The 24,628-nt window shown below is 71.5% G+C and carries 24 protein-coding genes; 7 read left to right on the forward strand and 17 right to left on the reverse strand.

Annotation, left to right across the window (positions count from 1 at the left end):
- Positions 1-324 precede the first annotated feature (324 nt).
- Positions 325-1,329, forward strand: coding sequence for a helix-turn-helix domain-containing protein (locus ACQPZZ_RS26055; protein ID WP_432923165.1), 1,005 nt, complete (start codon positions 325-327; stop codon positions 1,327-1,329).
- A 1,406-nt stretch (positions 1,330-2,735) separates the two neighbouring features.
- On the forward strand, positions 2,736-3,842 hold the full coding sequence (locus tag ACQPZZ_RS26060) for a hypothetical protein (protein WP_432923168.1): 1,107 nt from the start codon (positions 2,736-2,738) through the stop codon (positions 3,840-3,842).
- Positions 3,843-4,084: 242 nt separating this feature from the next.
- On the opposite strand, the gene ACQPZZ_RS26065 is transcribed toward ACQPZZ_RS26060, so the two are convergent.
- A complete protein-coding gene (locus ACQPZZ_RS26065) occupies positions 4,085-4,543 on the reverse strand; it encodes a hypothetical protein (protein ID WP_432923171.1) in 459 nt (152 codons plus the stop codon).
- Positions 4,544-4,890: 347 nt separating this feature from the next.
- On the opposite strand from ACQPZZ_RS26065, the gene ACQPZZ_RS26070 reads away from it, so the two are divergent.
- Entirely contained in the window at positions 4,891-5,226 is a 336-nt protein-coding gene (locus tag ACQPZZ_RS26070) for a hypothetical protein (RefSeq protein WP_432923174.1), read from the forward strand.
- A 39-nt stretch (positions 5,227-5,265) separates the two neighbouring features.
- Here ACQPZZ_RS26070 and ACQPZZ_RS26075 read toward each other — a convergent pair whose 3' ends face one another.
- Entirely contained in the window at positions 5,266-6,489 is a 1,224-nt protein-coding gene (locus ACQPZZ_RS26075) for a saccharopine dehydrogenase family protein (RefSeq protein ID WP_432923177.1), read from the reverse strand.
- Positions 6,490-6,603: 114 nt separating this feature from the next.
- Here ACQPZZ_RS26075 and ACQPZZ_RS26080 point away from each other — a divergent pair, with 114 nt between their 5' ends.
- Complete coding sequence (locus ACQPZZ_RS26080; protein ID WP_432923180.1) at positions 6,604-7,323, forward strand: TetR/AcrR family transcriptional regulator; 720 nt, start codon at positions 6,604-6,606, stop codon at positions 7,321-7,323.
- Positions 7,324-7,359: 36 nt separating this feature from the next.
- Here ACQPZZ_RS26080 and ACQPZZ_RS26085 read toward each other — a convergent pair whose 3' ends face one another.
- On the reverse strand, positions 7,360-7,530 hold the full coding sequence (locus tag ACQPZZ_RS26085; RefSeq protein WP_432923183.1) for a hypothetical protein: 171 nt from the start codon (positions 7,528-7,530) through the stop codon (positions 7,360-7,362).
- A gap of 189 nt (positions 7,531-7,719) precedes the next feature.
- Between ACQPZZ_RS26085 and ACQPZZ_RS26090 the strand changes: the two genes are divergently transcribed.
- Together ACQPZZ_RS26090 and ACQPZZ_RS26095 are read left to right on the forward strand one after the other, a co-directional pair.
- On the forward strand, positions 7,720-8,703 hold the full coding sequence (locus ACQPZZ_RS26090) for a threonine ammonia-lyase (RefSeq protein ID WP_432923186.1): 984 nt from the start codon (positions 7,720-7,722) through the stop codon (positions 8,701-8,703).
- 110 nt (positions 8,704-8,813) lie between these two features.
- Positions 8,814-9,542: a class I SAM-dependent methyltransferase gene (locus tag ACQPZZ_RS26095; protein WP_432923189.1), complete on the forward strand. Its 729-nt coding sequence runs from the start codon at positions 8,814-8,816 to the stop codon at positions 9,540-9,542.
- Between the two features lie 6 nt (positions 9,543-9,548).
- On the opposite strand, the gene ACQPZZ_RS26100 is transcribed toward ACQPZZ_RS26095, so the two are convergent.
- The 11 genes from ACQPZZ_RS26100 to ACQPZZ_RS26150 form a co-directional block, all read right to left on the reverse strand.
- Positions 9,549-10,328, reverse strand: a complete 780-nt coding sequence (locus tag ACQPZZ_RS26100; RefSeq protein ID WP_432934547.1) for an HpcH/HpaI aldolase/citrate lyase family protein — start codon at positions 10,326-10,328, stop codon at positions 9,549-9,551.
- A 168-nt stretch (positions 10,329-10,496) separates the two neighbouring features.
- Positions 10,497-11,660 (reverse strand): CaiB/BaiF CoA transferase family protein, encoded by a 1,164-nt coding sequence (locus ACQPZZ_RS26105; protein ID WP_432923192.1) that lies wholly within the window; start codon positions 11,658-11,660, stop codon positions 10,497-10,499.
- Positions 11,657-12,526: a ribokinase gene (locus tag ACQPZZ_RS26110; protein WP_432934549.1), complete on the reverse strand. Its 870-nt coding sequence runs from the start codon at positions 12,524-12,526 to the stop codon at positions 11,657-11,659. Before ACQPZZ_RS26110 ends, ACQPZZ_RS26105 begins: the two co-directional genes overlap by 4 nt.
- Before the next feature lie 23 nt (positions 12,527-12,549).
- Positions 12,550-13,902 (reverse strand): ADP-ribosylglycohydrolase family protein, encoded by a 1,353-nt coding sequence (locus ACQPZZ_RS26115; RefSeq protein ID WP_432923195.1) that lies wholly within the window; start codon positions 13,900-13,902, stop codon positions 12,550-12,552.
- 42 nt (positions 13,903-13,944) lie between these two features.
- Complete coding sequence (locus tag ACQPZZ_RS26120) at positions 13,945-15,174, reverse strand: ADP-ribosylglycohydrolase family protein (protein WP_432923198.1); 1,230 nt, start codon at positions 15,172-15,174, stop codon at positions 13,945-13,947.
- Positions 15,175-15,201: 27 nt separating this feature from the next.
- On the reverse strand, positions 15,202-16,248 hold the full coding sequence (locus ACQPZZ_RS26125) for an ADP-ribosylglycohydrolase family protein (RefSeq protein ID WP_432923201.1): 1,047 nt from the start codon (positions 16,246-16,248) through the stop codon (positions 15,202-15,204).
- Between the two features lie 7 nt (positions 16,249-16,255).
- Positions 16,256-17,218 (reverse strand): ADP-ribosylglycohydrolase family protein, encoded by a 963-nt coding sequence (locus tag ACQPZZ_RS26130; protein WP_432923204.1) that lies wholly within the window; start codon positions 17,216-17,218, stop codon positions 16,256-16,258.
- Positions 17,215-18,528 (reverse strand): ABC transporter substrate-binding protein, encoded by a 1,314-nt coding sequence (locus ACQPZZ_RS26135; protein ID WP_432923207.1) that lies wholly within the window; start codon positions 18,526-18,528, stop codon positions 17,215-17,217. The genes ACQPZZ_RS26130 and ACQPZZ_RS26135 overlap by 4 nt, the downstream gene beginning before the upstream one ends.
- A gap of 83 nt (positions 18,529-18,611) precedes the next feature.
- Positions 18,612-19,430 (reverse strand): carbohydrate ABC transporter permease, encoded by an 819-nt coding sequence (locus tag ACQPZZ_RS26140; RefSeq protein WP_432923210.1) that lies wholly within the window; start codon positions 19,428-19,430, stop codon positions 18,612-18,614.
- Between the two features lie 51 nt (positions 19,431-19,481).
- Positions 19,482-20,387, reverse strand: coding sequence for a carbohydrate ABC transporter permease (locus tag ACQPZZ_RS26145; RefSeq protein WP_432923213.1), 906 nt, complete (start codon positions 20,385-20,387; stop codon positions 19,482-19,484).
- A complete protein-coding gene (locus ACQPZZ_RS26150) occupies positions 20,384-21,469 on the reverse strand; it encodes a LacI family DNA-binding transcriptional regulator (protein ID WP_432923216.1) in 1,086 nt (361 codons plus the stop codon). The genes ACQPZZ_RS26145 and ACQPZZ_RS26150 overlap by 4 nt, the downstream gene beginning before the upstream one ends.
- 212 nt (positions 21,470-21,681) lie before the next feature.
- Here ACQPZZ_RS26150 and ACQPZZ_RS26155 point away from each other — a divergent pair, with 212 nt between their 5' ends.
- Positions 21,682-22,557 (forward strand): sirohydrochlorin chelatase, encoded by an 876-nt coding sequence (locus tag ACQPZZ_RS26155; RefSeq protein WP_363639950.1) that lies wholly within the window; start codon positions 21,682-21,684, stop codon positions 22,555-22,557.
- A gap of 404 nt (positions 22,558-22,961) precedes the next feature.
- Here the strand turns inward: ACQPZZ_RS26155 and ACQPZZ_RS26160 are convergent, their stop codons facing one another.
- From ACQPZZ_RS26160 to ACQPZZ_RS26170, 3 genes are read right to left on the reverse strand one after another with little or no spacing between them, the layout of a single operon-like run.
- Positions 22,962-23,324: a DUF2203 domain-containing protein gene (locus ACQPZZ_RS26160; protein ID WP_432923219.1), complete on the reverse strand. Its 363-nt coding sequence runs from the start codon at positions 23,322-23,324 to the stop codon at positions 22,962-22,964.
- A gap of 34 nt (positions 23,325-23,358) precedes the next feature.
- A complete protein-coding gene (locus tag ACQPZZ_RS26165; RefSeq protein WP_432923222.1) occupies positions 23,359-23,730 on the reverse strand; it encodes a VOC family protein in 372 nt (123 codons plus the stop codon).
- 10 nt (positions 23,731-23,740) lie between these two features.
- Complete coding sequence (locus tag ACQPZZ_RS26170; RefSeq protein WP_363639938.1) at positions 23,741-24,628, reverse strand: helix-turn-helix transcriptional regulator; 888 nt, start codon at positions 24,626-24,628, stop codon at positions 23,741-23,743.

Raw genomic sequence — 24,628 nt, forward strand, 5'->3', positions numbered from 1 at the left:
TTGTTGAAGGTCTAAGCGGCTCTCCGCGATCACCCCCCACCTGCACGGGCCACAAAAATGTGTCCTGCAGGTACCGGGGGGTGACCGCCGCCGACCGCATATAACCGGCCGTTGATCCCCACCTGAGTGAGGGCCTCTGGGAGGTCGGCAGCGGAGGTGACGCGGCTCGGCTCCAGGCCGTCCGGAGAAGATCCGCACACGCCCCGTCCACTGGCAGAAAATCTTGAACTGATGGCGGGGGGTGCCCGCTGTTCCCGGCTTACACCTTTATGTGCGGCTCGATGGCGAGCCGCACCCATCCCGTCCCCCCGCGAGGAGGCGCTCATGGTGTCGCACACATCTCCGCCCAGCAGGGATCCCCTGGCACGTGCGGCACCTGGATCGGCCAAGGACCCCTTGGATGCCGGCCAATGCCTCGCAGGCGAGTCCAAGGGCGGGGTGGAGACGGCGGATGGGAGCCATGAAGACGGCGATGGACCACAAGGCGACAGCTCTGAGGCGGGCGACGACCACGTGGACGCCGTTGACAGCGAGCCGGTCGAGCTGTCACTCGACGATCTCTATGAGATCGAGAGGGAGCATGCTCCGGGCACGCCCCGTGACAGTCCGGAGATGCGACGCAAGCGACTTGCCGCCGAGCGGCGGCTCGTGGAGATCCTCCGTGCGGACGGTTTCGAGGGCGAGCGGTGGAAGAAGCTGACGACCAGACAGCTGGAGTACGGCCAGCCGATCATGGAAAGCTGGTTGCGAACGGGGAAGATCTTCAAGCATGCCCAGCGTTACCGTCGGCCTGTCTATCGGCATACCGGCGACTACGAGGCCATGCGCGACGACCTCGATCAGTTGTGCGCTGATGTGCTCCTAGAAGGACTGGAGGTGTTTCGGCGCGCGCTGATGGCGGGCAAGTGGAATCCCGACCGCGGTTCCACTCTCGCCGAGTACTACATCGGCTCGTGTTTGTGTGGATTTGCAAAAGTCTTTCATCAGTGGTGGCGAAGCCGATCACTTAATGAAGCCACCGACCACTACGGCCTCATACCGGAAGAAGCTGGCGAATACGAAGCGCACTGGCCGACCTCCCGGCTTCGAGAGCCGGAGGGTGACGCAGTCATCCAGGACCAAATAAGCCGCTTAATGGCGCAGGCGCCAGATGATACTGTCCGTGGGGTTCTCGTGCGACGCGCTATGGGCTATTCTCAAAAAGAGGCAGCCGCAGCGTACGGCCTGAGTGAGCGTGCGGCAGAGGGACGGTTAAGGCGATATCGGAGCGGGCTTGGCAGGGAAGGAGACGGCCCGCAGTGCGACTCCTCAGAGGGTGTGGTGGAATAGAAATGTCGATCCAGCGATCCATCGATTCTGATTCCGCTCGGCGTGACGATCTCACCGACAGCGGCGAAACCGAATCCCTCCTCGATGACGAGTTCGACGAGTTGTTGGATGCTTCATCACTCGGTAGCCCGATCGCCCGGCACATTCGCGCTCAGACCGATCCCGTCGCAGTCGACCGCCTGTTGGAGCTGCAAGAGGTCCGGGAGGCGGTCCCAGAAGATGTCGATGACGCCTTGCTGCGGGTCGTTCAGATGAGCATGCGTCCCGACCTGGACGACGACCTCGAGCGCAATACATGGATCAGCGGCCTGTGGACCTCCTTGACGCGGGTGAGCCAAGCGATGGAGTGTGCCGCCGCCAGCGTTCCCCAACCCAAATCTCTGACTATCGGCTCCGGTACCCCGAGTGCGACACCGACGCGGGTCGACGATGGCACGATCCGCCAGGATCCGCCAGGCAGCAAATGGCGTGCATGCGCTCCATCACTCCGATTCCTCGATAATTCGGGTTCACCTGGACCTGGCGCCGACGAATCATTCGGTATCGGGCTTGTCGGAGAGTTCGCGTGCGGTAGGTCCACGCTCCTCAAATTTTCGCTGGGGCGCCCTGAACTCCTCCCCTGTCCCGCAGGTCATCGGTTCCGCGTCGCTTGCACGGCATTTGAGCTTGGGCGATTCGGCCTCGGACTGTCGAGCGTGCCATCCGGCGGGCAACTGAGGCAATTCGTGCCGTCGGCAGCGAATCACGGCGGAAAAGGCGGCTTTTCAGGCGGTGCCGAGGGCCGCCCCAAGCTTCCCCCATGCTGGCGACTTTCTCCACCTCTGCCGTTGACGCTTGCGTTTGCGGAACGGAATATCGATGGGGCGAGTCATCGTGCACGTGCCCGCTGCGCCGATTGCCGGCGTACGGTCAATCGAGCACACCCGTCGCCTGGAGCATTGTGCTGGTCCGGTGCACCCTGCCCAGCACCACCCTTACCTTCGCCGGAACCGGCGCCAGGCCGCGTTCTGATTGTTGACATCGGTGGCGGCACAGTCGACCATGTCCGCTTAGGCTCCCCCTACGTCGACGCCTGCTATAAGGCGGATTCGTTGCCCGGGTGTCTCCCCCCTGCCTGGGTAGCCCCTTTACCTGGATGGCGGCTCGCAGGTTCCTGCCGCGTCGCTTGTCCAAGCCTGGGACATGGGCGATGTGCACACGGCGAACTGTCTTCGTCGTTCCTGCTCGCCCCGGGGCGGCGAGATCTCCGGCGGAGCGCGGCTGAAGCGCGTTTTCCTCATGACCGAACTGACCATGCCGCCTGGATGGTGAGGGATCGGCTGGGAGCGGAGGGGCTTGACCGCCGGTTACTGTTCAGCAGCGTCGAGACCCTTCTCCTAAACGGAATATTTCCTAGGGTGCCACGGTTGGGCGTGCCTGCGCTCTGGCGGTTTGGCACGCCGATGGAAATCGCCAGCCTGCCCACACAACGCGACAGATCGCCGGGCGAAGGACCGGCCGCTGCTTACAAGCGGCTCCTGGATGCTGTGACGCGCCATCGACATCACCAGGCGAACTGGTGGCGATGGCCAACCGGCTACGATGGCCAGACTCGAATGCCGGGATACCTCGGCGCATGGCTTGCACGCCGAGACCAGGCCGACGGCGGGGTCCGTTCCCATATCCCTACGCGAACCTGGCTCACAGCGGGCAGCGATGGTGTTGATCGCATCTTGCAAACGATGACCGCCTTGCTGCAGGCACAAGACGATCCGTTGGCCCGGCTCCTGGTGTTAGATCCAGTCGCTTGTCACACTGCCGTGAGCCTGGTCCTGCTCGCCGAGCGTCCACACAATGCCGAACGGGTGATCCGGCATCTACTGGATGTTTCGGCTCTCAACGATGTGCGCAGCGACATCGCTGGCGAAATCGTCACCCTGAGCTTCTACAAGAATGCCGCGAGGCGCTCATCGGCCATACGCGACCTGTGTGTTCGCGTGCTGCCGCAAAGCAACCTCGGGGAAGAACTCACTGCCGAGATCGGCAAGCTGCCGCAACCGCCGGCGTCCTCGCCGTGTGCCACCGCGCCAGGTCGCGACTCCGCTGGCGCGTCCGGCTCGCCTATGGACACGTCCGGCTCGAGCTTCTTCAGCCGGGGCGCCAAGAGCCCTCACCTTGGTTTGTTCCGATCGGCCCACCACGCTCATCGCGTCGCAAAACCCACTGAGGAGGGAAAACAGAGGGTCCGCAACACCGGCACGGCCGAACAAAAAGCACCTGACAGTGAACGAGGCACTGCCGACTTCCGAGATGACGCACAACGCCACCCACCCGTGCCTCCCCTGGCACAGCTCACCACCCCCTGCGCCATGACGAAGGCAAGGTCACTCCTCTCTTTCACTCCTGCTGCTTTGGCCACGACCTGTGACTACCGCAGCCGGAGAACCGCAGCCGCCGATAATGCGATCGTTGCGAAAGCTCTTGCTTTCATTGTGTTCACCCTGATCTGCCTCGTTGTCGCCGCCGTGCACTGAAGCCGAAACTGGGCGCGTTGCCTGCGTCACCTATGCTTACGACTCCTGGGCGGCGGAAGCCATACGACCGCGCGCTTGATCTGTAGCGGCCGAGGTTCCGGCTGAGTCGCTGCACTTCCGGTGACGTAGTCACTGGAGGTAGTCTGTCGGTGACGCCGGGAACCGCGGGTTCTTGGAAGCCGTGAGGCCAGGTGACCTGGGGCATGACCGGGAGCCTGGCCTGGCGCGTCGCAGGGTTCAGATCAGAGCACCCTCACGGGAAAGTCGATCACCTTGTCGCCGAGAATCTCACGGTAGCGAGGGTCGCCCAGCTTCTCGGCGCGGACGGCGCCGGCCACGATGTCGGCGACCCACAGCAGGGCCTCGTCCGCGCCGGGCAGATGATCGATGCGGAAGCGGGTGCCCTTGGGCAGTGTGTATCGGGCGTGCTGCACAGTGGTGATGTCTCTGGTGTTGAGCGTTGGCTGCCGGGCCTCCATGAACAGCTGCTCGACTCCGAACCCGTGCAGCTCGAGCACCAGTTGGCGAAGGCAGTAGGCGCGGGCGCGCTCTTGTCTGCGCTGATGGACCGGGGACCCGACCGCAACGACATGCAAGCCGTCGATCTCGGCCACCGTGGAGGCCAGTTCCAATCGCTCTTTGTCATCGCGGGCGACCCAGTGCAGCTTGGCCGGGGCGTGCCGGGCCTGCGCCTGCAGCATCTGCGCACGGGCCGACTCTTGTGCGGAAGCGGGAATTATCACAGCAGCGATAATGTAAAAACCCGTCGTATTGTGCTCCTGGAACGACTCGTCCGCCCAAGCGGTGCTCGCTCTCACGCGGCATCGTCCCTTGGAGGCCTCCTCCTGGGGATCGGGCCCGTAGTCACCTGATCCGTCGGGGAAATCGTCTGGTCGTCCGGGACCAGCAGTGCAACCATGGAGTAGCGGTCGCGGGTGTGGCTCTCATCCACGTACGCCAGCAGCACGTCACGTAGTGTGACAGACCGTTGACAGCATCGGGCGGAATCCGGCGGTCAGTCGGCGAACATGCCTTGAGGTGACCTGGAATGGAACGGCTACGGCCCAGCGCCCCGTCCTCCGGTCGAGGGCCCTTGTGGTACGTGATCCCCGTCGTCTTCTTCCTGGCCGCGGCGGTCTTCTGGGCGCTCGCTCTTGTGGCGTGGGTGGAGCCGAAGCCGTTGTTCGTCATCTTCACCCCCGACGGGGCGGAGCTTCCGGCGGAGTGGTATCGGCCCGGGCAGTGGTTCTGGACCGGGGCGGCCTGTTTCCTGGCCGGGCTCGTCCTGACCGTCGTCCTCGCCGTCGTGCGCCGGCGCGGGGCGGCTCCCCCGGGGCCGCCTTCGGGACCGCCTCCGGAGCCACCCGCGGGGCGGGGGCGGTGAGGACAGGGACGCGAACACGGCGCCCACGTCCCCGTACGGTCACTGCTCCCGGATGCCCCAGGGGCTGCCGTACGCGCTGAGCAAATCGAGGAACGGCCGGGACGGCAGGGCCTCCGGGCCCAGGACGCCGGAGCCGGACCAGACGCCGGTGGCCATCAGTTCGAGTGCCACGACCGGGTTGACGGCGGTCTGCCACACCACCGCCTGGGAGCCGTACTCGCGCATGGACCACTGGTTGTCGACCACGTGGTAGAGGTAGACCTCACGCGGGCCGCCGTCCTTGGTGCCCTTGACCCAGGTGCCCGCGCACGTCTTGCCGTGCATGCGATCGCCGAGGGTCGCCGGGTCGGGCAGGCACGCCGCGACCACGTCGCGCGGGGACACCTTGACGGCGGTGCCGCCCTGGGCGACGGCCTGAACGGGCTCGGTGCGGTCCAGCCCCAGCAGATGCAGTGTCCGCAGCGTCTCGATGAACTCCCGGCCCAGCCCGTACTTGAAGGTCACCCGCTCGGCGCCGACCCAGCGGGGCACGAGCAGGACCTCCTCGTGCTCGACGTTGACGCACTCCACCGGGCCGATGCCCTCGGGGAAGTCGAACACCTCCGGCTCGCTGAACGGCGGGGTGGTGAACCAGCCCCGGCCGGCCTCGTACACGACCGGCGGGTTGAGACACTCCTCGATGGTGGTCCAGATGTTGAACGACGGCGCGAAGTCGTACCCCTCCACGGTGAGGTCGGCGCCGTCGCGGATGCCGATCTCCTCGATGTGGTCGAAGAGCTCGTCGGCGGCGTACCGGGCGAAGACGTCCGACAGCCCCGGCTCCACCCCCATGCCGACGAGCGCGAGCCTGCCCGCCTTCTCCCACTCGGCGGCCAGTGCGAACTGGGCGTCCCCCAGCTTGACCCCGCACATCTCGTGCGGGCGCTCCGGATGCGGCCTCGACAGCGACATCGCCATGTCCAGGTAGTGCGCGCCGGCCGACAACGCCGCCCGGAACAGCGGCATCACGAACCGCGGGTCGGTGGCGTTCAGCAGGACGTCGCAGCGGTGCTCGGCCAGCAGCGCCGCCACCACGGCCTCGTCGCCCGCGTCCACCCTCCGGGCGCTGAAGCGTGCGCTCGCCTCCCCCAGCGCGGCGACCGCCGCCTCCGCGCGGGCCAGGTCGTAGTCGGCGACGACCATGTGATCGAGGAAGGACCGGCGGGCGGCGATCCGGGTGATCGCCGTGCCCACCCCACCGGCGCCGACGAGCAGAACACGCATGACAAAAACTCCCTTTTCAGGACAAAGACTCCTTTGGTGCATCAAATCCAACGTCACCGCCGTACGAAACGTCAATGGTGTTGGCATAAGGTGGGCGCCGGAGAGGAGAGCACGATGCCCAAGCCGGTGGTCTCGGAGTCGGCGCGCCGGCGGCGCCGCCCGACGAAGAACGGGGTGGTTCTCTCGGAGGACCTGATCGTGCGGACCGCGCTGCGCATGCTGCGCGAGCACGGCTCCGCCGGACTGACCGTGCGGCGGCTCGGCCTCGCCCTGGGCGCCGACCCGAGCACGCTTTACCGCTACTTCGCCGGCATCGACGACCTGACGCTGGCCATCGGCGACCTGCTCATCGGCCGGGCCATGACCGGCTGGCACGTCACCGGCGACTGGCAGGCCGACCTACGCGAGCTGGGCCTGCGCATCCACGCCGCCTACCTCGAACACCCCCAGGCCGCGGTGCTGACCGCCAGCCGCATCAGCGGCAAGTCCCACGAGATCGCGGCCGACGAGGCGATCCTCGGGCTGCTTCGAGGCGCCGGGTTCCCCGACCGGGAGGCCGTACGCGTCTACCACGCCTTCATCGACATGACGCTGGCCTTCGCCGCGCTGGACGCGGCGTCCCTCGCGCTGCCGGAGGAGACGCGCACGGCGGACGAGGAGATGTGGCAGGCGACCTACGCCCGCCTGTCCCCCGGCACCCACCCCAACATCGCGGCGGTCGCGCCCCTGCTGGTCGCCGACATGAACGACAGCGCCTACCCCGCCGCCCTGGACATGCTGCTCGCCAGCGCCGCGCGGGACTGCGGGGACAACGGCGCCGCCGTCCACGGATGAAGGCGGGCGCGGCCGGGGCGACGAGGCTCGGCCGTGTCAGGCGGTCGGGCTCCCGGGCGTGGGAAGAGTCCGGCGGACGGCGTCGCAGAGCCAGTGGTGGGCGCCGTCGCGGAGCCAGTGGTGGGCGCCGTCGCGGAGCCAGTGGTGGGCGCCGTCGCGGAGCCAGTGGTGGGCGCCGTCGGCGGCGTGACGGGGGTGCCAGGCCATGCCGAACCTGACACACCGCCCGTCCCGCATGCCTGGGCCGATGCCCTCCGGCCCAAGCGGCCAGGGGGCGCCGGCCCGGTTCCTCGGCTCGGCACGGCGTTCCCGCTCCGCCGGCGCCGAGCTCGCCTCCCGGTGCGGGCACCGGTCGCCGTCGCCGGAACAGCATCGGCGGCGTTACGCTGCCGTCTCGTGCAGGAGACGCGCCTCGACACCGCTCGGATCCGGGCGGCCCGCCGGGTGATCGACCCGATTTTCCTCGACACTCCCCTGTATCGCTGCGAGGCACTGGAGCCCGCCCTCGGGTGCACGGTCAGCATCAAGCTCGAAACGGCGAACCCGGTCCGCAGCTTCAAGGCCCGCGGCACCGAGGTGGTCGCGAGCATGCTCGCCGCCGATGGCCGGCGAGCCGTGGTGTGCGCCAGCGCGGGCAATCTCGGCCAAGCCCTCGCCTGGTCCGGACGCGGCCGGGGGCTCGACGTCACCGTCGTGGCGTCCCGCTTCGCGCCTGCGGCCAAGCTTGATCGCATCCGCGCGTTGGACGCCGTATTGGAGCTGGTGGACGGCGACTTCGACATGGCTCGCGAGCGGGCGGCGGCCGTCGCGCGGTACGACGGCATCCGGCTGGTCGAAGACAGTCTGGACATCGAGACCTGCGAAGGGGCGGCGACCATCGGTCTGGAGCTGGTGGACAGCGTGCACTCGTTCGACGCCGTCCTGATCGCTCTCGGCGGCGGGGCGCTGGCCACCGGTGTGGGTCATGTGGTGAAGGCCTGCGCGCCCGAGGTCGAGGTGATCTGCGTCCAGCCGCTGGGCGCACCGGCGATGACGTACTCGTGGCGCCAACGGCGCGTCGTCACCACCGACTCGACCGACACCATCGCTGACGGCGTCGCCGGCCGGCGTCCCATCCCGGCTGTCCTGGACGACCTGCTCCTGGTCGCCGACGACGCCGTCCTGGTCCAGGAGGCATCGATCATCGCCGGTATGCGGATGCTCCTCCACCACGCCGGCCTCGTCGTCGAACCGTCGGCCGCGCTCGGCATCGCGGCGATCCTCGAAGACCGCGACCGCTTCGCCGGTCGGCACGTGGTCACCATCGTGTGCGGCAGCAACGTCGACGTGGACGCCTACCACCGCTGGGTCGGTGCGGCTCCGCCGACGGGTCTGACATGACTTTTCGAGGCCGCCCGCGCAGGCGGCCGAGTGCGTCACGACGCCGGCGCGGGCACCGGAGGTGGCCCGCGGCGGTGACGCAGGCTGACAGCCGGGGATAGGGTCGCCGCGTGCCTGATGCGATCTTCGCCCATCCCCGGCTGGCCGCCGTCTACGACGCCTTCGACGGTGACCGCGACGACCTCGGCGCCTATCTCGGCATCGCCGACGAGCTGGGCGCGGACCGGGTGGCCGACATCGGCTGCGGAACGGGATGCCTGGCGGTTCTGCTCGCCGGCAGCGGACGCACGGTCATGGGCGTCGATCCCGCCGAGGCGTCACTGCGGGTCGCGAGGGCGAAGGATCCGGCCGGCGAAGTCACCTGGGTCCACGGGGACGCCACCGCGGCGCCGGCGTTCGGCGCCGACCTCGCCGTGATGACGGGCAACGTGGCCCAGGTGTTCCTCTCCGACGACGACTGGACGCGAGCTCTCCGGGGCGTCCGCGGCGCGCTTCGCCCGCGGGGCCATCTCGTGTTCGAGACCAGGCGTCCCGAACGCCGGGCGTGGGAGGAGTGGGCTTCGGACACCGACCCGGTCGTCCTCGACCTTCCGGAGGCCGGGGTCGTGGAGCGGCGCTTCGAGGTCACCGACGTGAGCCTGCCGCTGGTGTCCTTCCGCTACACGTACACCTTCCTGTCGGACGGCGCGGTCGTCACGTCGGACTCGACCCTCCGGTTCCGCGACCGGGACGAGGTGGAGACGAGCCTGGTCGCGAACGGCTATCGCGTGCGTGACGTGCGGGAGGCCCCCGATCGGCCGGGGCGCGAGTTCGTGTTCGTCGCGCAGCGCACCGCGTGAAGCACGTCAGTGGTCGCCGGCGTCGCTGAGGAGGCGGCGGGCCTGGCGGACGACGGCCTCGTCGACGAAGCGGCCGTCGGCGAGGGCGACCGCGCCCCGGCCGGCGGCGGAGACGACCTCCAGGGCGGCCGCGATCTCCTGCCCGGTCGGGCGGTAGGCCGCCGCGATCACCGGAAGCTGGACGGGGTGGATCGCCGCCCGGCCGCGAAAACCCATCGCCCGGCCCGCGGCGCAGGACGCGGCCAGGCCGTCGAGGTCGCGGACGTTCGGATACACGGACTGCGCCGGGGCCGGCAGCCCCGCCGCCCGGGCCGCGACCACGATGCGCGACCGCGCCCAGGCCAGCCCCGCCTCGTCGGTCACGCCGAGGTCGGCGCGCAGGTCGGCCTCGCCCAGGCCGATCCCGGCGACGGCCGGTGAGGCGGCGGCGATCTCGAAGGCGCGCTCCAGCCCGAGGGCCGACTCGATGGCCGGGCGCAGCGGCACGCCCGGCACCATGTCGGCGATCCAGCGGACCTCGTCGGCCGACTCCACCTTGGGGATGCGCAGGCCGCCGCTGCCGTGCAGCAGCGTTCCGAGCGCGTGCAGGTCGGCCTGGCCGTACGGCGTGCGGACGTCGTTGACGCGGATCTCCACACGCGGGCGCGGCGTGGCCAGCAGGGCGACGGCCCCGGCCCTGGCGGCGCCCTTGTTCTCCGGGGCGACCGCGTCCTCCAGGTCGACGACGACCATGTCGGCCTCGCCGCCGAGGGCCTTGGCGATCCGGTCCGGGCGGTCGGCGGGCACGTACAACCACGTCAGGGTGCCGGCGGAAAGCCCGGAAGAAGGTCCGGCGGAAGGCCCGGGAAACGGTCCGGTGGAAGGCCCGGTAGAAGGCACGGCGTCAACTCCTCGCGAATCCTCCGTGCCCCTTGCCCGAAGATCTCCGCTCATTCCACCCCACCGCGTGACATGTCACACCACTCCCTTGTCCCGCAGGGACTGGATCTCCGCATCGGTCAGGCCGAGACCGTGCAGGATCTCGTCGGTGTCGGCGCCGTGCGGACGGCCGGTCCACCGGATGCGCCCCGGAGTCTCCGACAGCCGGAACATCACGTTCTGCATCCGCAGCGGGCCCAGCTCGGGATCGTCCACGGTGGTCACGGCGTCCAGCGCACGCAGCTGCGGGTCGGCCAGCACGTCGCGCACGTCGTAGATCGGCGCCACGGCGGCCTCCGCCTCCTCGAACGCCCGCAGCACCTCCTCCCGGGTCCGCTCGCCGACCCATGCCGCCACGGCCGCGTCGAGTTCGTCGGCGTGCGCCACCCGGCCCGCACCGGTCGCGAACCACGGCTCGTCCACCAGGTCGGGCCGCCCGACCAGGCGCATCACCCGTTCGGCGATGCTCTGCGCCGAGGTGGAGACCGCGACCCAGGAGCCGTCGCGGCACCGGTAGGTGTTGCGCGGCGCGTTGTTGACCGACCGGTTGCCCGTACGCGGGGGCACGACGCCGAGCCGGTCGTAGACGGCCGGCTGGGCACCGAGCACGGTCAGGATCGGCTCGATGATCGACAGGTCGACGACCTGCCCGCGTCCCGACCGCAGGGCCGTCATCACGGCGAACGCGGTGGCCAGCGCGCAGATGCCGTCGGCGAGCCCGAACGGCGGAAGCGTGGGCGGCCCGCCGGGCTCGCCCGTCATGGCGGCGAACCCGCTCATCGCCTCGGCGAGGGTGCCGAAGCCGGGCCGCCTGGCGTACGGGCCGAACTGGCCGAACCCGGTGATCCGGGCGAGCACCAGGCCGGGGTTGACCTCGCTGAGCCGGTCCCAGGACAGGTTCCAGCGCTCCAGGGTGCCGGGGCGGAAGTTCTCGATGAGCACGTCGGCGTCCTCCACGAGCCGGACCATCAGGTCCTGCCCCTCGGTGGTGGACAGGTCGAGCGTCATCGTGCGCTTGTTGCGGCCGAGCATCTTCCACCACAGCCCCTCGGGGCCGTGCCCCCGGGACGGATCGGGCCTGCGCGGGTGCTCCACCTTGACGACGTCCGCGCCGTAGTCGCCGAGCAGCATCGCCGCTGTCGGCCCGGCGAACAACGTGGCCGCGTCGATGACGCGTACGCCGTCGAGCGGCCCGATCACAACTCCCCCAGAAGACGGTCGATCTCGTGGCGGTGCGGCATCGAGGTGCTGGCGCCCTCCCGCCGCACCGACAGCGCCGCCGCGGCCGAGGCGAAGCGCAGCGCCCGCGCCGGAGCTGCCCCCTCGGTCCTGGCCACGGCCAGCGCCCCCGCGAAGGTGTCCCCCGCCGCCGTGGTGTCGACCGCCCGCACCGGTACGGCGGCCTCGTGCAGGCGGGTGCCGTCGCGGGAGCCGTACAGGGCGCCCCCGGCCCCCAGGGTGACGACGGCCTCGGGGACGAGGCCGAGCAGCGCCTCCAACGCGTCGCGGGGATCGTCGCGGCCGGTGATGGCCGCCGCCTCGTGCTCGTTGGGCACGATGAGGTCGACGGCCTCCAGCAGTTCGGCGGGCAGCGGCACCACCGGGGCCGGCGTCAGGATCACCTCGGCCCGGGACGCCGTAGCACGGGGAACGTGGGCGGCGGCGACCACGGCGTCCATCGGCAGCTCCAGTTGCAGCAGCAGCGCGTCGGACCGGGCGATGGTTTGCGCGTCCTGCCCTGCCGGACCGGTGACGGCGCCGTTCGCGCCCGGCACCACGATGATCGAGTTGTCGCCGCCGTCCTGCACCACGATGTGGGCCACTCCCGAGGGGCCGGGCACGACCCGCAACCCCGCCACCTCGACGCCCGCCTCGGCGAGCGCGGCGCGCAGGCCCGGCCCGAACGCGTCGTCTCCCACCGCCCCGAGGAAGGCCACCTCGGCCCCCGCCCGGGACGCGGCGATCGCCTGGTTGGCCCCCTTGCCGCCGGGGATCGTGCGGAAAGCGTGGCCCGTGACGGTCTCCCCCGGCTTCGGGGCCTGGGCGACGTACGCCACCAGGTCCATGTTGGCACTGCCGAACACCGAGATCACGTGTTGTTCTCCTCTGTGAGCGCGAGCGTGCGGGCGGCGAGCACTCCGAAGGAGACGCCGTCGAAGCCGGGCAGGCTGCTGGCCAGCCGGTCCCCGGTGGTCCACCGCTCGGGGACGCCGCCCGCCAGCGCCCCGGCGATCGACCCGGCCGTGGCGGCGGCCGAGTCGGTGTCCCAGCCTCCCGCCACCGCGGCGCCGACCGTCGCGGCGAAATCCCCGGCGCCGTGGACGAGGGCCGCCGCCAGCAGCGCCGCGTTGTTGACCGTGTGCACCCAGTGGAGGCGCCCGTGCCGCGCGTACAGCCGGTCCGCCACCCGCTCGAAGTCCGGCTCCGCCGCGGCGTCCGCGACCGCTTCCCGCACGGCTTCGGCCAGGCGCGAGCCGGGCGGCACGACCGACAGCCCGGCCTCGATCACCTCGGCCACGCCGTCGGCCACGAGCGCCTGCGCGCACATGGCGGCGGCGAACATCGCACCGTAGATCCCGTTGGCCGTATGGCTGAGCCGGGCGTCCCGCCACGCCCATGCCGCGGCCGTCGCCGGGTCGCCCGGATTGGCCCAGCCGTACACGTCGGACCTGATCAGCGCGCCGATCCACTCGCGGAACGGGTTCCGGTGAAGGGCGGTCGCCGGGGGTTCCAGCCCCGTGAGCAGGTTGCGGTAGGCCGCGCGCTCGGCGGTGAAGACCCGCCCGGCGGGCAGCATGTCGAGCCAGGTCCGGGCCACGTCCTCGGTCGTGAAGGCCGGTCCGTGCCGTTCGAGCACGGTCAGCGTGAGCAGCGCGTAGTTGAGGTCGTCGTCCTCGGGCACGCCGTCGATGTTCTCGGCGAGGCTGGTGGCCGCGCTGCGGCGGTTCCACGGCCAGCGCTCGGCGATCTCCGGCGGCAGCCCCTTCGCGGTGAACCAGCCGCGGATCGGCCAGTTGCCGGTGGCCTCGGCGATGGCCCTGATCCCCTCGCGCGGGATCTTCTCCACCGGCTTGCCGAGGAGGCATCCGGCGGCCCTCCCCCACCAGGCGGCCAGGACCCGCCCGGGCTCGGGCCGGACGGCGGCGCGCCGGCCGGGCCAGTCCGGGCAGGACGCGACGATCTCCTCCAGCGAGGAGGGCTCGGGCAGCGGCGAGGGGATCGCCGCCAGCTCGTCGAGCAGTTCCCCGGCCAGCGCGCGCAGCTCTCCGGGGGCGGGCTCCGCGGAGGCGCCCGCCCGGGGCGGCGCGTCGTGTCCCCCGGCGGCGTGCCAGCGCGCGGCGACGGCCGCCACCTCCGGAAGCCTCCCCCTGCCGTCCTCGGCCGCCTGCCGCAGCTCGTGCCCGACGAGATCCTCCGGCTGCACCCACGTCAGCCGGATCACCGCCCTCTCACCGTGCCTCTCCTCCGCTCCGCCCGGCCGTCGTCATGGGGCGTTCCCTTCGCCGCGCGGCGCGAGCAGGGCGTCGAAGGCGGCCTCGTGGGCGCGGCGGCGCTCCCGGTCGGCCCGATGCACCCGCCGCGCCACAGCCGCGAGCGCCAGCCCCGGCCCGACCAGGTCCGTACGGCTGGCCGTCGCCACCTGCTCCAGCCAGTCCGCCGGGACGGCGGCCCGCCCGCCGAGCGCCCCGGCGACGGCGCCGCCCATCGAGGCGATCGAGTCGGCGTCGCGCCCGTAGTTGACGCCGCCGAGCACGGTCTCGCGGTAGTCGCCCTTGGCCATCACCAGGAACGCGAGCGCGAGCGGCAGCTCCTCGATGCTGTGCAGCCGGCTCGGCCGCCGCGCTCCGAGACCCTGGTCACGGTAGGTGTCGGCCACAGTGTCGTACGGCCGGATCGCCGCCCGCAGGGCCTCGAACGAGCCGTCCCAATGGCCGAGGCCCCGGGCGGCCGAGCAGACCGCGTCGATGGCGGCCCTGGTGCCGTCGCGGGCGAGCCGCAGGCAGGCGGCGACGACCGAGTCGGGTGTCGCCCCGGGCCGCATCGCCTCGGCGACCGCCGCCGCGAGCACCCCCGCCGCCTCCCGGCCGTAGCTCGACTGGTGCGCCCCGGCGAGGTCGATCGCCTCGGCGTACGCGCCGTCGGGGTCGCCGGCGTTGACGACACCGACCGGGGCCATGTACATCGCGGCGCCGCAGTTGACGATGTTGCCGACGCCCGCCTCGCGAGGGTCGGCGTGGCCGTAGTGCAGCCGCAGCACGAGCCACTTCTCAGCGAGGAACACCCGATGGAGCGGCAGCGCCTCGGCCTCGAGTTCGGGAATCCACCGCTTCTCCCCCATCATCTCGGGGACCAGGTGCTCGGCCGCGGCGTAGGCGTCGAGGTGGCCGCCGACCCGCTCGTACACCCGGATGAGGGCGTGCGTCATCAACGTGTCGTCGGTGACGTGACCGTCCCCCTTGTGGTACGGCGCGATCGGGCGGGCGTTGCGCCAGTCGTCATTGAAGGGGGGAACGACGCCGCGGACGCGGCCCCCGTAGCGTTCCTGGATCTGCTCGGAGGTCCATCCCTCGGTGGCCCCGCCGAGCGCGTCGCCCACCGCGGCGCCCGCCACACACCCGACCGCCCTGTCGGCCAGCACGTCGGCCGGCACGTCGGCCCGCGGGTCCTCCTGCGGCGTCATCCAGTTCTCCCCCTTGTCCCTATGCGTGCGCATGCGTCCGAATGCGTGGTGCGGCGGGCGTCACACGAGCCGCCCGGCGATGTCCAGCAGGTCGGTCCCCGCGAGTTCGGGCAGGCAGCACCCGGCCAGCGTGCGGACCCGCTCACGCCATGCGGCGGGCAGCGCGTCGTGCCCCGCGGCGCAGCCGAGCAGCGCGCCCGTGAGCGCGGGCGCGGAGTCGGCGACCGGCGCGAGGCAGGCCGCCGCCGACACGCCAGCGCCGAACGCCTCCGATGCCTGCCCGAAGGAGGAGACGGCGGCGTCCGCGAGGGCCAGCGCGATCGGCACCGTCTGCGCGGCGGCGACGCCGTAGCTGTAGACGTGGTCGAGCACGGCGGCGTCCAGGGCCGGGACGGCGGCGAAGGGCGAGCCCGCCGCCCGCGCCGCCCGCAGTGCCGCCCGCGCCGCGTGCCCGATGGCCGTGTCGTCCGGCAGCGCGCCGAGCGCGGCCTCGACCGCCTCGGCCATCGGTGCGCCGTCCGTCAGCGCCGCCACCGCCCGGGCCGTGGCGACCGCCCCGAGCACGCCGTCCTCCGCGTTGGTGACGCACGCGTCCTCCAGCGGGTCCAGCCCGGCCGCGCCGAAGGCGACGGCGCGCACGGCCGCGGCGTCGTCGAAGTGGTGAGGGTTGTCGTGCCCGCTGGCGGGCGGGCGTTTGCCCGCCGCCAGGTTGTCGATCGCCGCCCACACCGAGATGCGCGCGCGGACGTCCCCACGGCCCGCGAGGCGCCCGAACGCCTCCGCCCGGTCCTCCCGGATGGTCAGGGCCGTCCACGCCAGCCACTCGGCGTCGTCGGACGGGCCGAACGCCAGGGGCGCCACCTGCTGGTTCAGCGCGAACGGCACCGGCAGCGTGGTGACCTGGTGCTCCTCGGCGAACATGTCCAGTTCGCGGCGCAACCGCCTGCTCCAGCCGGCCAGCAGCGTGGACCGGTGCCGGGCCGCGGGCCACCCGGCCGCGTCGCCCGCGGCGAGGCCGGCGAATGCCCCCCGCACCCGGTCGAGCCCGGCCCGGCCGTCCTGCACGTCCTGCACGTCCTGCACGTCCCGGCTGTTCCCCGAGGGCATATCGGTCCTACAGTCCTTTCACGAGTTCGTCGGCCACGTCGCGGATGTCGCGTCCGGCGACCACGGGCAGGCAGTGCCCGGCCACCGGGCCGATCCGCGCGGCCCAGCGCGCCGGCACCGCCGCCTCGCCGCGGCCCGCCCCCGCGAGGGCCCCGGCGACGGCGGCGGTGGTGTCGGCGTCCCTGCCGAGGTTGGCCGCGGTGACGACCGACGCCTCGACCTCCCCGCCGCCCGCCACGTAGGCGGCGAACGCGAGGGCGACCGCCTCGGGCGCCAGATCCGTCCACGGGTAGTGCTTGACCACGACCGTGTCGTGTAGCGCACGTCCCAGGAGCGGACGGGGTGTGCGGGCGGCGACGTCGAGCGCGGCGCGGAGGTTGCGCGCCGTCCACGAGTCCTCCGGCACCGCCCGCAGGGCCGCCTCGGCCACCTCGCCGGGCGGGGCGCCGGTCATCGCGACCGCGACCGCCGCAGCCACCGCCCGGCCGCCGGATATCCCCTCGCCGGTGTGGCTCACGTGCCCGTCGATCTCCGCCAGCCGCGCCGCCTCGTCCGGGTCGCCCACCGCGAAGATCCCGTACGGCGCGGCCCGCATGGCCAGTCCGTCGGACCAGCCGTGGGCGTGCCACCGGCCGGTGAGCGGCGGCTCCAGGCCGCGGCGCAGGGCCTCGACGGTGCCGAGTTCAGAGAACCCGGCGCCGCGCATCGGCCCGTCGAGCCGCGCCACGATCTCCTCACGCCAGGCCCGCGCCACGTCCCCGGACGTGAGGGCGTGACCGTGGCGCAGGAGCAGTGTGGCGGCGAAGATCGTGTACTCGGTGTCGTCGGTGCCGCCGCCCTCGATCTCGGTCAGCACACCCCACCGGGCGGCGATCTCCTCCGGAGTGAGGTTCTCCGCGGGGGCGCCGAGGGCGTCGCCCGCGGCGAGGCCGAGCAGGCAGCCCCGGGCGCGGTCGCGGACGGTGATCAACGGGTGTATCGCTCCAGCACCTTGTTCCCCTCCTCGACGAGGCGCGTGGCCAGTTCGTCTAGGCTGATCTTGTCGGCGAAGTACTCCTGCATCGCCGGCGTGGCCACCTTGCTCTTCCACTCGTCGTACCCGTTCACCTTGAGGAACGGCGCGACGACGAGGTCTTTCGCCGAGGCGGTGGCGACGTCCCAGCCGTTGTCCTCCGTCGTGAGCGCGGGATCCTTCGCGGCGGTCGTGCTGGTGGGCAGCAGCCAGTCGCCCTTGGCCAGTTTCGCCTGGTTCGGTCCGTTGAGGAAGAACGCGATGAACTTCAGCGCCTCGTCGGGGTGCTCGCTGTCGGCCGCGACCGACAGCGTCTGGGACACCGCGCCCTGCTGGGAGGTGACTCCCTTCAGCGGCGGCAGCGTGACCCACTCGAACCCGCTCGGCGCCTGCTCGGCGACCTGCTGGCGCAGGTACACCCCGGCGGGGAGGATCGCGTACTTGCCGGCGAAGAAGCCGGGCAGCGGGTCGGCGGTGCCCATGCCGAGCGCGGACGGGTCGGCCGACTTGTCCGCGTAGAGCTGGTCGTGGACGCGCTGGAGCACCTCTCGCTCCTGCGGCCCGACCTTCACCGTGGTCTTGCCGTCCTGGGTGTCGAAGAACGTGCCGCCGAAGTTGAGCGCCAGGTTCAGCATCTTGTTGACCGGCGACTTCATCGGCCAGGCCACGCCGTACGCGCCCTTCTTGGTGAGCTTCTTGGCCACGTCGGCGAACTCGTCCCACGTCCACGGGGAGCCGGGGGTGGGCACGCGCACGCCGGCGCCGTCGAGCAGCTTCTTGTTGGCGATGAGCACCTGCGACTCCTGCAGGAACGGCACGCCGTACACACCCTGGCCGCTCCTGCCGCCGGAGAAGGTGACCGTGTCCCACGCGGCCTGCGGGATGTCGCTCTTCAGCTCGGCGGGGACCTTGCCGGTGAGGTCGAGCAGGAAGCCCCGCGAGGCGAAGCTCGACAGAGCCGGGGAGTCGTCGTGGATCACGTCGGGCGGGTCGCCGGCCTCGAACGACGTCACGAGCTGGTCGTTGACGTTGTCCCAGCTCCCCTGGACGTACTCGACCTGGATCTTCGGGTTGGCCGTGTTCCATTCGGCGACGATCTGCTTGTTGGCCTCGATCGACTCCTTCTGCCAGGCCAGGCTGAGAAAACGCAGCTTCACCGGCTGCCCGTCCTGCCCGTTCTGTCCGGACGCGGCGTCGCCTCCGCCGCTCCCGCATCCGGCGGCGAGCGCGACCGCCGCCACGGCCAGCGCCGCGCTCAGGCGCCTCATGCCTCCTCCTCGCCCACCGCTCGGAGCGGCCTTGGCGGTTCGCTCGCTCACTGTGACCCTCCTATCAGGTGTCGCCATGCGGGTCAGCCCTTGACGGCGCCGGCCATCAGGCCGGACCGCAGGCGCCGCTGGATGATCGCGAAGAAGACGAGGCTCGGCACCGTCGCGAGCAGCGACGCCGCCGCCAGTGGGCCGAGCCGGGCGACCCCCTCCGGGCCGACGAAGCGCACCAGTGTCAGCGGAAGGGTCTCCACCTCGGGATCCTTGAGGATCACGAGGGCGAACAGGAACTCGTTCCAGGACGAGATGAAGCCGAACAGCAGCGTCGCGACCACGCCGGGCGCGAGCAGCGGGGCGACGACGGCGGCCAGCGCGCGCAGCCGCCCCGCGCCGTCCACGGCCGCGGCCTCCTCCAGCTCGCGCGGCACCGCGCGCACGTATCCCCTCAGCATCCACAGCGCGAACGGCATGACGAACGTGACGTGCACGATCGTGAGCCCGGCGAGGGTGTTCACCAGTTCCAGCCGCCGCAGCACCATGAACAGCGGGATGACGACCAGGACGACCGGGAAGACCTGACTGACCAGCACCCAGCCGATCGCGGCCCGGCCGGCCGCGCCGCGGAAGCGGGCCAGCGCGTACGCCGCGGGCAGCGCGAGCGCCACCGTGATCAGGGCGGTGGCGATCGCGACGACGAGGCTGCGCAGCCCCGCGCCGACCAGGTCCTGCTCGCCGAAGGCGTCGGCGAAGTTGGCCAGGGTCGGCCGGCGCGGGATCCACGTTGGGTCGAGGGCGGCCATCTCCTGCGGCGTCTTCAGCGCCGTGGACAGCAGCCACAGCAGCGGGAACGCCAGGAACACGACGTATCCCAGCAGGGCGAGATACTTCAGCGCGCGGGTCATGTCGATCCGCGTGTCAGTGCGCGTGTGCCGGTCCGCATGTCAGTGCGCATCTCAGGCCGCCTCCCGCGCCTGCCGCCACAGGTACAGGCCCAGCACGGCCAGCACGACGATCGTGATCGCCACGCCGAGCGTCGCCGCGTAGCCGAAGAAGCCGTACCTGAACGCCTCCTCGTACGCGAACAGCATGGGCAGCCTCGTCCGCCCGCCAGGCCCGCCCTGGGTGAGCACGTAGACCAGGCTGAACTGGTTGATGTTCCACACGAAGTCGAGCGAGGTGATGGCCACGATCACGGGCCGCAGCTGCGGCAGCGTGACGTTCCAGAACCGCCGCCATGCGCCCGCGCCGTCCACGCTGACCGCCTCGTAGAGCTCCCTCGGCACGTTCTGCAGGCCGGCGAGCAGCACGACCGTGGTCTGCGGCATGCCGGTCCAGACCCCCACGACGACGATCGCGGGCAGCGCGAGGGAGAAGTCGTGCAGCCAGTCGACGCGCGTGCCGAACAGGCCGTTGAGCAGGCCCGCGTCCGGGTGGTAGACCAGCCGCCACATCAGGCCGATCACCACCGGCGGCATGGCCCACGGCACGACCGCCAGCACCCGGGCGACGCCGCGCAGGCGCAGGTCCTCGTGCAGCAGCAGCGCGAGCCCCAGCGAGGCGAGGAACTGCAGCACGGTCACCGACAGGCCCCAGATCAGGCCGATGCGGAACGACTCCCAGAAGTCGCCGTCCGCCAGCAGCTCGGCGAAGTTCTCCAGGCCCACGAACGCGGTCGCGGTGTTGCGGCCGGACCGCGCGTCGGTGAAGGCCAGCAGGATGCCGTAGACCAGTGGGCCCACGCTGAACACCAGCACCGGCACGAACGCGGGCAGCAGCAGCGCGAGCGCGCCCCCGGACCGCCGGCCTGTCTGCGAACCGCCCCGGCGGCCGCCGTACGGCCGTGCGCCGAGTGCGGTCACTGGCCGCCCCCGGAAGCACCGGAAGGATCGGAAACACCGGGACGACCGGAAACACCGGAAGCGCCGGGAAGAGCGGTCGAACCGCGGATGGTGAGGCTCGGCCGCACGACCACCACCCGCGGCTCGCGCGGGCCGTTCTGCAACCGGTCGAGCAGCAGCCCGGCCGCCGCCCGGCCGCGCTCGGCCGAGCCGAGCGAGACGCTGGTCAGCGTCGGCAAGGTCACCGAGGCGAGTTCGGTGTCGTCCATGCCGACCACCGCCACGTCACCGGGCACGTCCCTGCCCTGCTCGCGCAGCACGTCGAGCGCGCCGAGCGCGATGAGGTCGTTGGCGCACATCAGCGCGTCCACGCCGGGCACACGCGACAGCAGCGCCCGCGCGGCACGCGCGCCGCTGTCGCGGTAGAAGTCGCCCACCTCGACCAGGTCCTCGTCGTACGGCAGGCCCAGCGCCTCCAGGGCCTCCCGGTACGCGACGGCGCGGGCGGCGCCGGGAACGGTGTCGAGCGGGCCGTTGAGGAAGCCGATGCGCCGCCTGCCGACGGCGTGCAGGTGGTCGAGCGCGAGCCGGACGCCGGTCGCGGAGTCGGTCCGCACGTTGTCCACCAGCGCCCCCTCCGGCATGCCCTCCGGCAACGCGCCGATGACGACGACAGGGGCACGCGCGGCGACGATGGCCTCGACGTGCTCCTCGGTGACACCCCGCAGCGGGCTGATGATGAGGCCGTCCACATAGCGCTCGCGCAACCCGCGCAGCACGCCGAGCTCGTCCTCGGCGTCGCCGTCGGTGGAATGGATGAGGAGCCGGTAGCCGGCCTCCTTCAGCACCGGCTGGATCTCGCGCACCATGGCCACGTAGACCGGGTTGCCGATGTCGGCCATCGCGAAGGCGACCTGGTCGGTGCGGCGGTTGCGGAGCGAGCGGGCGACCGAGTTGGGCACGTAGCCGAGCTCGTCGGCCGCGCGCATGACGCGCCGCACGGTGTCCTCGCGCGTCGGCAGCCCGTTGAGCACCCGTGACACCGAGGCGATCGACACACCGGCGCGTTGCGCGATCGTGGTGATCGTGGGACCGTCGGTCAACGGCACCTCACTTGGGGGAGAGTGTCGCGTAATCGTTTACCCGTCGGTAACGTGAGCCGCCTGTAAACGTTTACGGCTGGATGTGTCCATATCAAACCCGCCCGCACGGGGAGCGTCAAGTAACGAACACGTAAACCGCCTAGATCACCAAGCCGCAACAAGCCGCGCGTTGGTTCCGCTCTTCGACCAGATTCGCCCTAGAATCCGCCGATGTGAACGAAGGTCACGAGGACCCGCCGAAGCTCCCCATCAGGGAGCGCTCCTCTCGGCTTGGAGGCGGGCGCCACCGACGGCCCCTTCCGGCCGAGCTGCCGCCCGACGCGCCCGCCCTGGTCCTGGCGGTGCCGGGCAGAGCCGGAGACCCGGTGGGTCCGAGCGACGACGTGGCCATGGAGGTCGCCTCCATCGTCAGGATCGACAACCCGCAGATCGACCTTCGCATCGTCTCGCTGGCCGACGGCGGCGCCGACCTCACCAAGGAGTTCGCCTCCATCGCCGCGCAGCGGCCCACGGACGGGCCGGCCGCGGTGGTCGTCCCGCTCGTCACCGGGCCGCATCCGCGCGTGCTGCGGGCCGTGCGGGACGCCGCGACGCAGAGCGAGGCCGCGGTGAAGATCACCGAGCCGCTCGGCCCGCACCCGCTGCTGGCCGAGGCCCTGCACGTGCGCCTGTCCGAGGCGGGCCTGGCCCGCGCCGACCGGATGCGCCTGTTCAACGTCTCGTCCCCGGTCGACGGGATCATCGTGGCGACCGCCGGGGGCGACGAGGCCGCCCGCGGCGCCGACGCGACGGCCGTCCTGCTGGCCGCCCGCCTGACGCTTCCCGTCGTCCCCGCCGCGCTGGACGGCCAGCCGAGCGTGCGCGACGCCGCCGAGCGCCTGCGCAACATCGGCGCCAACCGGCTGGCCATGGTGCCGTACGTCATCGGCCCCGAGGCCGACCGTGAGCGGATCACGACCGCCGCCGAGTCGATCGGCGCCGGGTGCGCGGATCCTCTCGGCGCGCACGAGTCCGTGGCCCGCATGGTGTGCGTGCGGTACGGCGCCGCGTTCGGCGGCTTCGACGGCTTCGACGACCTGTCCGACTGACGCCGGTCACCCCGCGCCGGCGGACGGCTCGGCGCGGGTCGCGCGGTCGAACAGCTCCACCAGTTCGTCCGCGCAGGCGTCGGGGTCGAGGCCGTCGACGACGACCTTCTGCACGACCGCCTCGAACGTGGTCTCCGCTTGACGTGCTCGGCGAGCACGGCGCTTATGATCCGCGCCGCACCGCCCCGGCGGAAGCACGATCGGCGCGGCCGAGGTCAGGGCAGGCGCGGCGTCGGCCGCGAACGGGCGGGGCGCGGCGGCAGCCGCGGAACAAACACAGGACCGGCGGCAGCAGTGGAACAAGCACGGACGCGGCGGCAGCCGCGGAACAAACAGGACCGGCGGCGGCCGCGAATCAAGCAGGGCGCGGCGTTGGCCGCGCATGAGGCCGGCGGGCCGCGAAGCTAAGGAAGAGGGCGGCGGCCGGGGAAGCCGAGGTCGCTGCGGTGATACCAGCCCAGGGCGGTCTCCCCCTCCAGCCAGCACAGCCGTACGGACACGCCCTCGAGCACGGCGGGGAAGTCGACGAGCAGCGGGGCCACGCCCTTGACCTCGATGTCCTCGGCGTCGAACCAGCTCAGGATCTCGTCCATCCGCGCCTCCAGGCCCTTGGCCTCCGGCAGGCCGCCGAGGGGTGAGGCGCCCGCCTGCCGCAGGTCGTGGGTCAGCTCGGCCAGGTCGGCGCGTACGGCGACGAACGCGCGGGCGTGCTCGAGCACCGCCGGCATCAGCGACCTGGCCTCGTCGACCGTGAAGATCCTCGCCACCCTCCGGACGCTACCGCATCGGCCCGCGCGAGGCTCACAGGCGGCGGCGCAGCAGGCAGAACTCGTTGCCCTCCGGGTCGGCCAGCACGTGCCAGTCCTCCTCACCGGTCTGGCCCACGTCGGCCGGCACGGCGCCGAGCTTCAGCAGGCGCTCCAGCTCGGCCTCCTGATCGCGGTCGGTGGGGTTGACGTCGATGTGCAGGCGCAGCTTGTCCCGCTTGGGCTCGGGCACCGACTGGAAGATGAGCGTCGGCTGGAGACCGCCGAAACCGATGCCCGGCGGGCCGATCTCCACCCAGTCGTCCTTGCACTCGGTCACCTCGAAACCCAGCACCTCGCACCAGAAGGCGGCGAGCCGCTCGGGGTCGTGGCAGTCGACGACGAGTTCACTGATACGACAGGCCATGACCGCGCCTTTACCCGCCGACGGGGTCGCCATGCAGCGGGCAGTGGGCGACCTCCGGATGGACCGCCAGCCATTCGATCCGCTGCCTGCTTTCGTCGTCCATGGGCGTGTAGACGACGACGCGGGTCTCCGGCGGCGCCGCCAGCGCCATGCTGGTGGACGTCAGGCGGATCAGGCCCACCGACGAGTGCTTGAACAGCTTCATCCGGACGCCCGGCCTGGCCACCTCGTGCATCGCCCACATCCGGGCGAACTCCGGGCTGGCCGCCGACAGCCGGGTGACGAAGCCCGTCCACGCCGGCTCTCCCACGTGCCTGCCGAAGGCCGCCCGCAGCGTCGCGACCATCTGCGGGAGTTCCTCGTCCTTGTTCACGAGCGGGCAGCAGCAGTCCGGCATGGTGAACACCCGCCACAGGACGTTGCGCTCGAGCCGTGGCCGGTCGACCACGGACGCGAAGATCGTGCCGTACGCGGCGTTCCAGGCGAGCAGGTCGTAACGCCCGCTGTAGACGCACGCGGGCAGCGGGCCGAGCTGGCGCAGGATCGTGTGCACCTCGGCGTCGAGACCCTCTTCGTCGCCCGCCGGATCGGCGATCTCCGGCAGGTCCGCCAGCCGGTAGAGGTGCTCCCGCTCGGCCGCGTCCAGCCGGAGCGTACGGGCGATGGCGTCGAGCACCTGCACCGAGGCGTTGATGGGGCGGCCCTGTTCCAGCCAGGTGTACCAGGTCACGCCCACGCCCGCGAGCTGGGCGACCTCCTCCCGCCGCAGGCCCGGCGTACGGCGGCGCAGGCCGGGCGGCAGCCCGACGTCCTCGGGCCTGATCCGCTCGCGCCTGCTGCGCAGGAAGGCCGCGAGCTCCTCACGCCTGGTCTGCCTGGTGCGAATCCCCGTCGTCAC

The organism is Microbispora sp. CA-135349, from assembly GCF_050947365.1.
Classification (GTDB): Bacteria; Actinomycetota; Actinomycetes; order Streptosporangiales; family Streptosporangiaceae; genus Microbispora.